13 protein-coding genes and 1 other RNA gene are annotated in these 13,500 nt (G+C 67.2%); 8 read left to right on the top strand and 6 right to left on the bottom strand.

The annotated features are described in order from the left end of the window. Positions 1-60 precede the first annotated feature (60 nt). The 7 genes from BR31_RS27520 (at position 61) to smpB (ending at position 5,840) form a co-directional block, all read left to right on the top strand. Entirely contained in the window at positions 61-1,089 is a 1,029-nt protein-coding gene (locus BR31_RS27520; protein WP_231496395.1) for a metallophosphoesterase family protein, read from the top strand. Between the two features lie 49 nt (positions 1,090-1,138). Further along, a complete protein-coding gene (gene prfB, locus BR31_RS0105480; RefSeq protein ID WP_027500083.1) occupies positions 1,139-2,242 on the top strand; it encodes a peptide chain release factor 2 in 1,104 nt (367 codons plus the stop codon). A 3-nt stretch (positions 2,243-2,245) separates the two neighbouring features. Further along, positions 2,246-3,139 (top strand): mechanosensitive ion channel family protein, encoded by an 894-nt coding sequence (locus tag BR31_RS0105475; RefSeq protein WP_231496388.1) that lies wholly within the window; start codon positions 2,246-2,248, stop codon positions 3,137-3,139. Further along, positions 3,136-3,582 carry an Rv3103c transmembrane domain-containing protein gene (locus BR31_RS31390; RefSeq protein WP_051636994.1) on the top strand — a complete coding sequence of 149 codons (447 nt, stop codon included), beginning with the start codon at positions 3,136-3,138 and terminating at the stop codon, positions 3,580-3,582. Before BR31_RS0105475 ends, BR31_RS31390 begins: the two co-directional genes overlap by 4 nt. Positions 3,583-3,647: 65 nt before the next feature. Continuing rightward, positions 3,648-4,337: a cell division ATP-binding protein FtsE gene (gene ftsE / locus BR31_RS0105465; RefSeq protein ID WP_027500081.1), complete on the top strand. Its 690-nt coding sequence runs from the start codon at positions 3,648-3,650 to the stop codon at positions 4,335-4,337. A 53-nt stretch (positions 4,338-4,390) separates the two neighbouring features. Continuing rightward, positions 4,391-5,296, top strand: coding sequence for a permease-like cell division protein FtsX (ftsX, locus tag BR31_RS0105460; RefSeq protein WP_027500080.1), 906 nt, complete (start codon positions 4,391-4,393; stop codon positions 5,294-5,296). Between the two features lie 67 nt (positions 5,297-5,363). Further along, positions 5,364-5,840, top strand: a complete 477-nt coding sequence (gene smpB / locus BR31_RS0105455) for an SsrA-binding protein SmpB (protein ID WP_027500079.1) — start codon at positions 5,364-5,366, stop codon at positions 5,838-5,840. Here the strand turns inward: smpB and BR31_RS0105450 are convergent. Together BR31_RS0105450 and BR31_RS0105445 are read right to left on the bottom strand one after the other, a co-directional pair. Next, positions 5,837-7,882, bottom strand: a complete 2,046-nt coding sequence (locus BR31_RS0105450) for an elongation factor G-like protein EF-G2 (RefSeq protein WP_027500078.1) — start codon at positions 7,880-7,882, stop codon at positions 5,837-5,839. The genes smpB and BR31_RS0105450 overlap by 4 nt on opposite strands. A 91-nt stretch (positions 7,883-7,973) precedes the next feature. Then, the gene (locus tag BR31_RS0105445) at positions 7,974-10,061 is read right to left on the bottom strand and encodes a membrane dipeptidase (protein ID WP_027500077.1); all 2,088 of its coding nucleotides are present in this window, start codon (positions 10,059-10,061) and stop codon (positions 7,974-7,976) included. A gap of 160 nt (positions 10,062-10,221) precedes the next feature. Here BR31_RS0105445 and ssrA point away from each other — a divergent pair. Beyond that, positions 10,222-10,592, top strand: a transfer-messenger RNA (tmRNA) gene (ssrA, locus tag BR31_RS30935). 81 nt (positions 10,593-10,673) lie between these two features. Here the strand turns inward: ssrA and BR31_RS0105440 are convergent. From BR31_RS0105440 to BR31_RS31380, 4 genes are all read right to left on the bottom strand, one after another. After that, positions 10,674-11,939, bottom strand: coding sequence for a site-specific integrase (locus BR31_RS0105440; protein WP_051636993.1), 1,266 nt, complete (start codon positions 11,937-11,939; stop codon positions 10,674-10,676). 53 nt (positions 11,940-11,992) lie between these two features. Further along, the gene (locus BR31_RS0105435) at positions 11,993-12,478 is read right to left on the bottom strand and encodes a hypothetical protein (protein ID WP_156042363.1); all 486 of its coding nucleotides are present in this window, start codon (positions 12,476-12,478) and stop codon (positions 11,993-11,995) included. A gap of 63 nt (positions 12,479-12,541) precedes the next feature. Beyond that, positions 12,542-12,853 (bottom strand): hypothetical protein, encoded by a 312-nt coding sequence (locus tag BR31_RS31385; RefSeq protein ID WP_156042362.1) that lies wholly within the window; start codon positions 12,851-12,853, stop codon positions 12,542-12,544. A gap of 58 nt (positions 12,854-12,911) precedes the next feature. Further along, on the bottom strand, positions 12,912-13,163 hold the full coding sequence (locus BR31_RS31380) for a hypothetical protein (protein WP_156042361.1): 252 nt from the start codon (positions 13,161-13,163) through the stop codon (positions 12,912-12,914). Positions 13,164-13,500 lie beyond the last annotated feature (337 nt).

Raw genomic sequence — 13,500 nt, 5'->3', positions numbered from 1 at the left:
ACCGCGGATTCAGCGCGAGTCGGGCGGCCGTTTCGCCGCGGCTGTGACGATCGGATCGTGATGCTGACACGGCGCAGCGTTCTCGTCGGAGGTGGCGCGCTTGCGGGCCTGGCCGCGGCACAATTCGTCGGTATGACCGCGCACACGCCCGGCCCGGCCGCCCAGCCGAGGCGGAAGCCGTCGACGGCAGTCTGGTTCGACGTGATCTCCGACATCCAGGGCGACTTCGCCGACCTCGACCGGGCGCTCGACGGTCTCGCGGCGTTCGGCCGGGCGGACGCGCTGCTCGTCAACGGGGATCTCACCCCGAACGGCCGAGAGCGCGAGTACGAGGAGCTGTTCGACCGGCTGCGCCGCAGCGGGCATCCGGACGCGCTGTACACGATCGGCAACCACGAGTTCTACAACGACGAGTCGAGCGAGGTGTCCGTCGAGCGGTTCCTGCGGCACTCGGCGATGCCGGGACTGTTCTCTGCGCACGACGTCGGCGGGGTGCCGGTGCTCCGGCTCGGCACCATCGACGGCAGCGAGGGGAGCGGGCACTGCGTGATCCTCGGCAGCACGCAGCTGGACTGGCTGCGGGACACGCTCGAGGCGTGCCGGCGCGAGCGCCCGGTGCTGGTGATGAGCCATCACGCGCTGCCGCGCACCGTGTCGGGGACGTTCACCGATCCGCTCACCCAGGCCCCGAAGATCTACAGCAGTGACTACGCGGAGTCCGACCAGCTGCTGGACCTGCTCGGGGGATTCCCCAACGTGCTGCTGATGAGCGGGCACACCCATTGGAGCCTCTACCGCGAGGACTGGCTGACCAGGCGGACCGTGCCGGGCGGGCATCGGGACGGGTTCGCGGCGGTCAACACCGGCGCCGTGCAGACCGGCTTCGGTCCGGACGGCCGCGGCGGTGAGGAGCCCGTCGACCGGAACGAGAACCAGGGCCTGCGGATCGAGGTGGACGGCCCGACCGTCCGGGTCCACGCGCTCGACTTCCGGCGGTCCGCCGTGATCCGGACGGCGGAGTTCCGCGTCGACGGCAGGCCCGGCCCGGTGGTCGTCGCGTCGCCGGGCTGGCCCCGCGCGGTCACCTGAGGGCGACCGCGGCGGCAATCCGCCGCGGGCACCGGTAACCTTGATTCTTGTGCATCCCGACGTTTCCGCAGACCTGGCCGAGCTCAACACCACCCTGACCACCGTCGAGCGGGTGCTGGACGTCGAGGAGCTGCGCAGGCGCATCGACGAACTCGAGCACCAGGCCGCCGATCCGGAGTTGTGGAACAACCAGGAACACGCCCAGCAGGTGACCAGCCAGCTCTCCCACGCGCAGTCCGAGCTGCGTCGCGTCGAGGGCCTGCGCGGACGCCTCGACGACATGCCGGTCCTCTATGAGCTGGCCGAGGACGAGGGTGCCGACGCCGTCGCCGATGCCGACGCCGAGCGGGCGTCGCTGCGCGAAGACATCGCGGCGATGGAAGTCAAGACCATGCTCTCGGGTGAGTACGACGAGCGCGACGCGCTGGTCAACATCCGCTCCGGCGCCGGCGGCATCGACGCCGCAGACTGGGCCGAGATGCTGATGCGCATGTACATCCGCTGGGCCGAGAAGCACGGCTACGGCGTCGAGGTCTACGACACCTCCTACGCCGAAGAGGCCGGCATCAAGAGCGCCACCTTCGCGGTGAAGGCGCCGTACAGCTACGGCACCCTGTCCGTGGAGATGGGCACCCACCGCCTCGTGCGGATCAGCCCGTTCGACAACCAGGGCCGCAGGCAGACCTCCTTCGCGGAGGTCGAGGTGCTGCCGGTGGTCGAGACGACCGACCACATCGACGTCAACGAGAACGACGTCCGCGTGGACGTCTACCGCTCCTCGGGCCCCGGCGGTCAGTCCGTCAACACCACCGACTCGGCGGTGCGACTGACGCACATCCCGACCGGCATCGTGGTCACCTGCCAGAACGAGAAGTCGCAGCTGCAGAACAAGGTGTCAGCGATGCGGGTGCTGCAGGCCAAGCTGCTCGAGGTCAAGCGCAAGGAGGAGCGCGCCGAGATGGACGCGCTCAAGGGCGACGGCGGCAGCTCCTGGGGCAACCAGATGCGCTCCTATGTGCTGCATCCCTATCAGATGGTCAAGGACCTGCGCACCGAGTACGAGGTGAACAACCCGTCGGCGGTGCTCGACGGCGACATCGACGGCTTCCTCGAGTCCGGCATCCGCTGGCGGATGAGCGCGGAGCAGGTCTAGTCGGTGTTCTCGGCGATCCAGCTGTTCCCCGAAACCACGACGTTCAGTGACTGGCTCTCCTCCAGTGGCCTGGAGATCGTGCTCTACATCCTCGGCGGGCTGCTGGTCGGGCGGTTCCTCTCCTGGTTGGGGAACAAGATCACCGATCGGATCGACCTGAACTACCACCAGGGTGACGCGCTGGTCCGTTCGGAGGCGACAAAGCACCGGCACGCCCTTGCCCAGGTGATCACCTGGGTGCTGATCATCATCGTCTACACCCTGGTGACCATCGAGGTGCTGCAGCGGCTCGGATTCTCGGTTGCGAGCCTGGTCGCCCCCGCGACGGTGCTCGGCGCCGCGCTGGGCTTCGGTGCGCAACGCGTGGTGCAGGACATCCTGGCCGGCTTCTTCATCATCGCCGAGCGGCAGTACGGCTTCGGTGACGTCGCGCGGATCGCCATCACCGGATCGTCGGAGGACGCCTACGGGACCGTCGAGGACGTCACCCTGCGGGTGACGCGGCTGCGGTCCTCCGACGGCGAGGTCATCACCGTGCCCAACGGGCAGATCGTCAAGGCCGTCAACCTGTCCAAGGACTGGGCGCGGGCGGTGGTCGACGTGCCCATCCCTGCCACCGCGGACATCAACCACGTCAACGACGTGCTGCGCGGTGTGGGCCGGGAGGCGTTCGCGGATCTCGATCTGGAGCCGCTGCTCCTGGACGAGCCGTCGGTGATGGGTGTGGAGAGCCTCGAGCTGGACACCGTCAACATCCGAATGGTCGCGCGCACCCTGCCCGGCAAGCAGTTCCAGGTGGGGCGCGAGCTGCGGGTGCGGGTCGCGGAGGCGCTGCGCCGGGAGGGCATCCTGGTCGGCCCGGACCTGGCAGCCGATCAGATCGGGGGTAACGGATGACCGCCGAGCGCGCGAAGAAGACGGAATCGGCCGACAAGCACGAGCGGCGCTGGTCGGTGCCGAAGAACCTGTTCGGCCGCGCCAGGACCTCGACGGTCGCCCTCTCCGTGGGGTTCGTCGCCACGGCGATGCTATACGGGTACCTCAATCCGGAGCCGCCCAAGGCCGATGAATTCGGGCCCGTGGCGACGGTGCCCTCGGCGCCCAAGTCGCCCGCCCCTGCGCGCCAGGAGCCGTCCACGTCCACGCCGCCGCCCAGCAGCACGACCACCACCACCGGCGCGACACCGACGACCACGGCGCAGCAGCCCGTCACGACCACCCCGGCGCCCGCCGTGGTGCTGCCGCCCTGGCTGCCCGTCCCGTCCGGGGTGGAGCTGCCGTCCGGGGTCGTGACGGCCACCCCGGAGACGCCGACCACACCGCCGACACCCACCCCGTAGGGCCTGGACCTGCGGGTCAGCCGAAACCCAAGGTCACCGTCGGATAACGGCTAAACTGGCTCCCCGTGATCAGCGTGGAGAATGTGTCCAAGTCCTACAAGACCTCATCGAGGCCTGCACTGGACAAGGTGAATGTCTCGGTGGACAAGGGCGAGTTCGTCTTCCTGATCGGCCCGTCCGGGTCCGGGAAGTCCACCTTCATGCGGCTGCTGCTCAAGGAGGACACCCCCACCTCGGGCGACATCAGGGTCGGCGATTTCCACGTGAACCGGCTGTCCGCGCGCCGGGTGCCGAAGCTGCGGCAGAGCATCGGATGCGTGTTCCAGGACTTCCGGCTGCTGCAGCAGAAGACGGTGACGGAGAACGTTGCCTTCGCACTCGAGGTGATCGGCAAGCCGCGCAACATGATCGATCGCACCGTGCCGGAGGTGCTCGAACTCGTCGGCCTGTCCGGCAAGGCGGACCGACTGCCCACCGAGCTCTCGGGCGGCGAGCAGCAGCGGGTCGCCATCGCGCGGGCGTTCGTGAACCGGCCGCTGGTGCTGCTCGCCGACGAGCCGACCGGAAACCTCGACCCGGACACCACCGGCGACATCATGCTGCTGCTCGAACGGATCAACCGCACCGGAACCACCGTGCTGATGGCCACCCACGATCACCACATCGTCGACTCGATGCGGCGCCGGGTTGTCGAACTCGACCTCGGACGCGTGGTGCGCGACGAGGCCCGCGGTGTCTACGGCGTGGGGCGTTAGGTAACTCCCACCCCTCGCCGTTCACCCCGACATACGAAGGACAAGACTTTCCGATGCGCGCCAGCTTCATCTTCAGCGAGGTTTTCACCGGCCTGCGCCGCAACATCACGATGACCATCGCGATGATCCTGACGACCGCGATCTCACTCGCCCTGTTCGGCGGCGGACTGCTCGTCGTCCAGATGGCGGGGAAGACACAGCAGATCTTCCTCGATCGGGTCGAGGTGCAGATCTTCCTCACCGATGACGTGTCGATCTCCGACCCCGACTGCCGACAGGACATCTGCGCGGCCCTGCGCAGCGATCTCGAGAGCACCCCGTCGGTGGTGTCCGTGCAGTACCTCAACCGGGCGGACGCGGTGGCGGACGCCAAGGAGCGGGTGTTCAAGGATCAGCCCGAGCTCGCGTCGATGGTCAGCGAGGACTCGCTGCCCGCCTCGTTCAAGATCAAGCTCAGCGACCCGGAGCGGTTCGGCGTGATCAACGATTCGTTCGGTACCCGGCCCGGCGTGCAGAGCGTCCTCAACCAGCGCGATCTGGTCGAGCGGCTGTTCAGCGTGCTGAACGGGATCCGCAACGCGGCCTTCGCGATCGCCATCGTGCAGGCGATCGCCTCGATCCTGCTGATCGCGAACATGGTGCAGATCGCCGCGTTCACCCGCCGTACCGAGGTCGGGATCATGCGGCTCGTCGGCGCGACCCGCTGGTACACCCAGCTCCCGTTCTTGTTGGAGGCCGTGGTCGCCGCGCTGATCGGAGCCGTGCTGGCGATCGCCGGATTGTTCACCGCGAAGAATCTGTTCATCGACGACGTGCTCACCGACGTGTACGACGCGAACATCGTCGCCCGGATCTCGAACAGCGACGTGCTCCTGGTGTCGCCGTTCCTGGTGCTCACCGGTGTCGGCATGGCCGCGATCACCGCCTACATCACGCTGCGGCTCTACGTCCGTGAGTAATCGGTTGCGCCACGGGCCTATCCTGGGGACAGAACTCGATCACTGCGCGGACTGAAGGGGCCCGAACGTGAAGGAAAAGGGCCGCAAGGTCATCGCGACCAACCGCAAGGCGCGACACAACTATTCGATCATCGACGTCTACGAGGCGGGCGTTGCGCTGGTCGGCACCGAGGTGAAGAGCCTGCGCGAGGGCAAGGCGTCGCTCGTCGACGCCTTCGCCACCGTCGACGACGGCGAGGTGTGGCTGCGCGGGCTGCACATTCCCGAGTACACCCAGGGCAGCTGGACCAACCACTCGCCGCGGCGCACCAGGAAGCTGCTGCTGCACAAGCGGGAGATCGAGCACCTGGTCGGCAAGACCAGGGAGGGGAACCAGACGCTGGTCCCGCTGTCGATGTACTTCTCCGACGGCAAGGTCAAGGTGGAGCTCGCCCTCGCCAAGGGTAAGCAGGACTACGACAAGCGTCAGGACATCGCGCGGCGGACGGCCGAGCGTGAGGTCACCCGCGAGCTCGGGCGCCGCGTGAAGGGCATGAGCCGCTAGCGGGCGACCTGAGCGGCCAGCGCGTCCGGCATCAGCTCGTAGCGCAGATGGCAGCGGGAGAACTCGGCGTTGCCGTGGACAAGTGAGTTGAGTTCGACCGGGTAGCGGGCGAGCTCGATCTCGGGCACCTCGGCGCGTAGCAGCGACAGCCCAGGACCCTTCACCTCGGTCCCGAGGACCCGGCCACGCCGGGCCGACAGGTCACTGAGAACCGCGCCGAGATAGTCGTCTGGGAGGGTCACGGCGACGGCGGCGACCGGTTCGAGCAGTCGGATCGAGGTGTGCCCCGCGGCGTCGCGGAGGGCGAGGCTCGCCGCGGTCTGAAAGGCGGCGTCCGACGAGTCCACCGAGTGGGCCTTGCCGTCGACGAGCGTGACCCGCACGTCCACGAGCGGGTGACCGGTCGCCACGCCCTTCTCCAGCTGAGCGCGCACGCCCTTCTCGACCGACGGGATGAAGCCCTTCGGGACCGCGCCGCCCACCACGTGTTCGCGGAACTCGAATCCCGATCCGGTCGGCAGCGGTTCGACCTCGAGGTCGCAGATCGCGTACTGGCCGTGGCCGCCGGACTGCTTGACCAGCCGCCCGTGCCCGGACGCGTTGCCGCCGAACGTCTCCCGCAGCGCCACCTGGTACGGCACGGTGTCGACGTGGACGCCGTGCCGGTTGCGCAGCCGGTCGAGCGCCACCTCGGCATGCGCGTCGCCGGTGCACCACAGGACCAGTTGGTGGGTGTCCGGGTTCTGTTCCAGCCGCAGGGCCGGGTCCTCGGCGGTCAGTCGGGTCAGCGCCTGGGAGAGCTTGTCCTCGTCGGTCTTGCTGTGGGCCTCGACACCGATCGGCAGCAGCGGCACCGGCAGTGCCCAGGTCTCCAGCACGGCCTGCTCGTCGGTGTCGCCGATGGTGTCGCCGATGTGCGCGGCGAGCTTGGGGACGCACACGATGTCGCCCGCCACCGCCTCGGGCACCGGGCGCTGCAGCTTGCCGAAGGGGCCGGTGAGGGTGGTGATCTTCTCGTCGGTCGGCTCGCCGGAGTCGGCCGCCGCGCCTGCGAGGTGGACGTGGGTGTCGGGGAGCAGCGTCCCGGAGAAGACGCGGACGAGGCTGATGCGGCCGACGTAGGCGTCCCCGGTGATCCGGATGACCTGAGCGGCGAGCGGTGCGTCCGGGTCGGCCGCGGGCGCGGGTCCGCGGCGGTGGGTGGGGTCGGGGAACGCGCCGGTGATGAGGTCGAGCAGTTCGGCCGCGCCGACGCCGTCGTCGGTGACGGCGAGCGCGGGGTGCAGGGCGCAGTCGACGATCTCCCGGCGCAGGCCCTCGGTCAGCGCCTCCTCGTCGAGCGGTTCCCCCGCGAGGTAGCGCTCCATGAGGGTGTCGTCCTGGCCGGAGATGGCCTCGACGAGGCTCTCGCGCGCCGCCTCGGCCTCGGGGCAGGGGCCGGGTTCGCCGTAGCTGCGGCCGGTGAGCAGGCCGAGCGACCCGCAGGGCCTGCCGTCCGCGAAGACCGGCAGGTAGACCGGCCGCAGCGTGTCGGTGCCGAGGCCGAAGGCGTCGTGGCAGGCGGTGAGGATGTCGTCGAAGCCGCTACGGGCGACGTCGAGTTTGGCCACCACGATGGCCCGGGGGATGCCTGCCGCCGCGCATTCGCGCCACAGCGCCCTGGTGGGCGTGGTCACCGGGTCGGTGGCCGAGACCACGAAGACGGCGGCGTCGGCGGCGTGCAGGCCTGCCCGCAGTTCGGCGCCGAAGTCGGGATGGCCAGGCGGGTCGAGGAGATTGACCTTGCAGCCGTTCCACTCCAGCGGCAGTACCGCGAGCTGGACCGACCGTTGCTGGCTGTGCTCGATGTCCTCGTAATCGGAGACGGTGTTGCCGTCGGGGATCCGGCCGGCCCGGCCGATGGCCCCGGCCGCCAGCGCGAGTGATTCGGCCAGGGTGGTCTTGCCCGCGCCGCTGCACCCGATCAGGACCACGTTGCGCAGCTGTTCGGGACGCGAGGCGGGTGGGGCGTTGCCCGCGCGAACCGTCATCCGGTCGGCCATCGATGTCTCCTCCCGCAGCGACGGGCTGACCCGATTCTAGGCGGGTCGGCCCGTCGCGGCCGGAGGAATGACCTATCGAGACCGCAATGAGCTACTTCGCGACGCGCTCCCACATCTGCAGGTAGGCCTCGGCGCCGCGGCTCATGTCCTCGATCATCTTGTCGCCGTCGTTCCCTGCGGCGATCCGCATGTCCGCGATCCAGTCGGGGATGAGCCCGTACTGGGCGACGCCGTCCTTGTTGACGTCGAAGACGCGCTCGCCGGTGCGCTGGCGATCCATCGTGGTGCCGCCGTCGAAGGTCTTGTACGGATACTGCAGCGGGTTGGTGTCGGCGTCCGCACGCGGCTGGGCCTGGGGGCCGAAGCCGTTGGTGTCCGCGCCGTACCCGAAGCCGAAGTAGTAGTCCTCATCGCGATCCGCGCGGGCCTTGCGCCACGCGGAGACGAAGCTCTCCTTCTTCGGGTCGCTGTCGAGGCCGGAGGCGTAGGCGGCGACGAAGCCACCCAGCGCGTAGATCCGCTTGTAGTTCAGCGGGTCGGTCCAGCTGTGCGTGGAGACCACACCGGAGTACTTGGCCTTTTCGAGGATCCGCAGGGTGTCCTCCGCGGTCTTGACACTCATGTGGTCGAGATCGACGATCATGCCGCGATCCATCATGCCGCGGATCATGTGCTCGCCGAGCTTCGTCAGTCCACGGGTGTTGCAGAGCGGTCCGGACGGGTAGACCGGCGTGGTGACACCCGGCGGCAGCGCCGAGAGCACCTCGGCCGGGCCGTCGCCGACGGAGAGCAGCGGGTTGTCGTGCTCGGGGGTGGTGCATGGCTCGGCCTGCCAGAACTTGCCGGTGCCGAGGAAGTTGCCCGCGTTGACTGCGATGCCCTGGATGCCGCCGTCGAAGCGGACCCCGCCGAAGGCGTTGTCGAACTTGTGCGTGACGACCATCTGCCGCACACCCATCGCGTAGACCTCGTCGAGGCCGCGGTCGATGTCGGCCTCGTTGCACTGGGGCACGTCGTTGCGGATGGAGCATCCGAACAGCTCGGAGGTCTCGATGCCGATGGTGACCGCGAGCTTGCCCTCGCTCGCCACCTTGCGGACCTCTTCAGGAGACCTGACGATCCGGAACCAGCCGCGACCGGGGCCGCCGTACTGGGCGTCGATGTAGTCCTGCATCTGCCGGACCTGCTCGGCCTGCGCACGGATGGTGTCCATGTCGTTGCAGGAGCGGTTCTTGAGCGGATAGACGTCGCAGAGCACCCGGTTGTTCACCAGCAGATTGGTGAAGACGCGCAGTCCGCCGCGCCAGGCGCGCTCGACCCACCGGTAGTAGGTCTGCTCGTGAGTCAGCGAGTCGTGGCTCGGCCAGTCCTTGAACGTGGGCCAGCCGGTGGTGTCGTGCTCGGCGACCGGGGTGCCGTGCGAGAGGATGTTCTCGAGCAGGGCAGGCATCCCGTCCTTGCCGTGATCGGCGCAGTCACGCAGCGCGACCGTGATGCCCTGCGGATCGAAGGGGGTGCCGCAGTGCACCTGGCCGCCGATGAACAGGTTGGCGTCGAGGTGGACGTGCGCGTCGATGAACCCGCGCACCTCGCCGTTCGGCCCGGTGCCGGAGAGCGGCTTGCCGGTCGCGTTCACCTCGGAGTCGGGGAAGGTGGCGCAGCCCTCGGCCGGGGTGAGGACGAATCGTCCGCCCGCGGGATTGACGCCGGGGTCGGTGAGCTCCATCCCGCCGTTGGCGGCGGTGAGCTGGTTGCCGTTGTCGGTCGCGGTGATCGCGTAGGTGCCGTCGGTGTGCGTCAGCGTCCAGTCGGTGGTCGGCAGCGCGTCGCGGGTCGAGACGATTGCGCGCTTGCCGTCGTGGGCGAGCATGTCGCCGCCCTTGCCGTAGAACATGAACCGGCCCAGCTGTGCGGCGTGCGTGCGGAACGCCTCGGCTCCGCCGACGGTGTCGGCGTCGGCGCGGTAGCCGCCGTCGGCCCGGCGGATGAACTTTCCGCTCTGCTCCGACTTGAGTGCGTAGCAGCCGTTGGCCAGCCCGAAGACGGGGTCGTCACCGGGGCCGATCGGGTCGGACGAGGGCTGCGACGCCGCGATCCCACCGCCGGCCAGGACCAGTGCCAGCGTGGCGGCCAGTGCGTTTACCCATCGGCGGCGTGAACGCCCTGGTTGATGTGTCATGTGCCTTCGACTTCCCCGGTGAATCCGCTGAATGATTTCGCTGAGAAGGGTAGTGGATTTTGGACGAACGTCCAGGTGAAACGCCCGAGAACTTATTGGGATGATTTCGCGACGCGAGGGCGTTACAGTATGTGGTCCCAGCACGGTGCTGGGTACGTACGGGGCTGAACGGTTTCGACTTTGTACGTTGAGTTAGGGGAAGCGTGTCGGTGCAGGCAAGAGACCACCGTAAGCGTCGCTGCAAACCTATAAGCGCCGATTCCAATCAGCGCGACTACGCTCTCGCTGCCTAAGTAGCGAAGCGTGTCTGTCAGTCCGATCTCGCCCTCGGGTCGGGTACTGGCATCAGCTAGAGGGCTTTACCGGTCGGCTCGGTCACGGAGTCGTTCGGGACATCAAACAGTGACTGGGATCGTCATCACGGCTTGTTCGCGAGACCGGGAGATCCGAGTAGAGGCTTAGCGAACTGCACACGGAGAAGCCCTAGCGATTCGGCGGAGGACCCGGGTTCGATTCCCGGCAGCTCCACAAAGGCCCGGTCAGACTATCGTTCGATAGCCTGGCCGGGCTTTTTCGTGTTTGCGCACACGGACAAAGGGACGTTTACGGGACTCATTCGCTACGCCCAGTGACCGCCGCATCAAGCGCATCGGCCACCGCTGAGTGCGTCCGACCGCGGCCCAGGTAGACGTCCTGCGTCATGGACACCTGCGCGTGCCCGAGCTGATCCGCCGCCACTCGAGCCGATAGACCCTCCTCGTCAAGGATCGTCGCCACCGACTTCCGGAACGTGTGCGAGGTGACCCAATCCAGCCCGAGCGCCGACCGCACCTGACGCCACTGCCCCTGCACCGTGTCCGGGTCCCGAACGGTTCCATCCCGCGACTCAAACACCATCAGGCCCCCACGCTCCCTCTGCTTGAGCATCGTCACCGCGAACTGGGGGAGTGGCAACGTCCGCTCGCCCGCAGCCGTCTTCGTCACGTCCTCACGAACGAGGCCCTTGCCGATGATGCGGATGACCTTTCCGGACACCTCAACTGTCCGCGCATCGAGATCGACGTCTTTCCAGCGGATCGCGAGCAGCTCGCCAATGCGACAACCCGTGGCCGCGAACAATGTCACCACATCAGCCAGGTCCGACTTCGCGGCGAACTCGGCGACCGTCGGGACCTGGCCTGGCTTGGACGTCGTCTTGATGCCCTTCTTGATCTGCGCCTCTGAAAGAACGACTGGGCATGGCGCCGACGAGTGGCGTATGTCACTCAGCAGCTGGCCCAGGTTCTCAGCGCTCAGTGCCTGAGCTCGCTTCTTCCGTTTTCCGGTCAGATCGCCCGCTTCGCGCACTGGGTTCGTAGGCAACGCCCCTAGCCGTACCGCGACGCCGAGCATCCCCGACAGGATCGTTCGGACTTTCTTCGCGGAAGCGACCCCGTTGTGTGCGGCAACCTCCCGCAGGTGCGCGTCGATCCGGGCGACCGTCATCTCACGGACTTGGAGTCCGCCGAGGCCGGCAACGATCCGCTTGGCCTGCCGGTCGTAGTCCCGCAACGTCAGCGAGGAGCGGCCACCATCCACGAGCTGAGCCCGATACCGCGCCCACAACTCCGCCACCCTCGTCTCGGATGACAAGGCGCCCGCCTCGGCGACGACAGACGGGCGGTCACGCAGAGCCACCTTCAGGGCGGTTGCGGCGCGGTCGCCGTCCTTGTTGTCACTCACCCCATCAGGCGTCACGCGCTTCACACGTCGCGTCACCCCGTCCGCGTCGCGAATGCGGGTGATTGCCTCGAACCGCACTTCACCCTTCGGGCCATCAGCGATTCGGGTTGTGGAGATCCGGCCATTCACTCCAACCGGCAGCGGGGGCCTAGCCATCAGTTTCCTCCTAACTCAGTTCGCAGGTCGCTCGGCGCGGCACTCGAATGGCCCTAGCTACAGGCCAAGCCTGATGGCTCGACCTCGTATTTGCCGACGGCAAGGCCGGTCTGTGCGGCCCCAAGGTTGTCGAGAGCGATCTTTCCGCGAGCCTGAATTGGTCCACCGTTGTCCTGCCGGCTCTGGCCGCATGCGATTGTGATGAACAACCCGCCACCTTTGCTCGAGTGGAGCTTCTTGACGGCCTGCATGATTTTGTCGAGTTCTGTGGCAGACAGCGTCGTTCGGACATTGACGGTGGCGTACGCGGGCGGTCCTGGGCGGTCCATCCGCAGCCAGAACTCGGGAGCGTCAGCAATGGGGTCGGCGGTCTTCGCTGCGGCCGCTGGCGCCGGTCGCTGCACTGGTTCGACAGGTCTGGCTATTGTCGTCTGTTCGACTGACAGGGCAGCCGCCTCAGGCTGGGCGGAATCGTCGCCGCAGGCTACAGCGCCGAATGCCAAGACAGCGACCGTACCCGCGAGTAGGAACCGTTTCATTGTCAATCCTTTACATCTGTTGTCTGCGTCACGTGATAGCTTCCGAATCGCTCGTTTGAATCGTTAAGCACTACAACAAGGTTGGGGGAACGATTGCCAAACACTGCCAGGGTGCACTTCCGGTGCCCCGCGATCCACGCCGCTGAGCTTGAGCTTGCCGCCCTCGGCGTCACCATCGAAGACGACTACGGAGAAATCGCCTACCGCCTTCACCGCGGACACCTCCGAGCCGAAATCGGCTGCCTTGTCGCCATCGACGACACTATCCACGCATTTCCATGCTGCGGCACCACTCAACGCGAACGCGCCCACCTCGCTGGCGCTGCCGAAGCCGCCGCGTTCACCCCACACGCCGAAATGCTCGGTTGGCGACATTCCATGGTCAACGGCATCGACCGATGGACTCGATGGATATCCATCCCCGCCGACCACATCAGTGCCGAGGTCTTGGCATCGGCGGCTCACGATCCAGTGCAGCCGGATCAAACGGTGCAGCTGACCCCATAGCCATCACAACATCGTCGCCCTCGCCTTCCCCGAGGCGGCGCGCCAACTCTGCGAGCAGTTCACGGTTCGTGAGTGACTCGACTCGCGGTGTGCCGGCGACGACGCCGGCTTCTTCAGGCTCCATGTATCCGGCCTTGACGAGCGCCTCCTGCATCGGCACTTTGAATGCTGTTGCCACTTTCCTCACGCTGCCGCCCGATGGCGGCTCCTTGGCGGTTCTCCATCGTGCAAGTACTGCATGAGATACGCCGATTGCTTGTGCGGCTGCTAAGTCGGACTCGTAGCCGCGCTCTCGTGACAGTCGGTCTACCCAGTCTGAAAACTGCGTCATTTGGCCACGATAACGCGCCAAACGCTGGGGCAACACGGTGTGCGTGTGCACACGAGTAGCAGGCACTTGACTTACACGCTTGTTGTTTCCCAGGTAGAGCAGCGGATATCCCAAATGCCGAGTTGAGATTCCAGATAGTGAAAAATTTCTGTGCGCGCACGGTGAGCGTGTGCACCCACGCATG

It is taken from the genome of Rhodococcus sp. UNC363MFTsu5.1 (genome assembly GCF_000686785.1).
Classification (GTDB): domain Bacteria; phylum Actinomycetota; class Actinomycetes; order Mycobacteriales; family Mycobacteriaceae; genus Rhodococcus_G; species Rhodococcus_G maanshanensis.
Note: the sequence above shows the minus strand (reverse complement) of the source record. Positions and strands in the feature narration are given on the sequence as shown.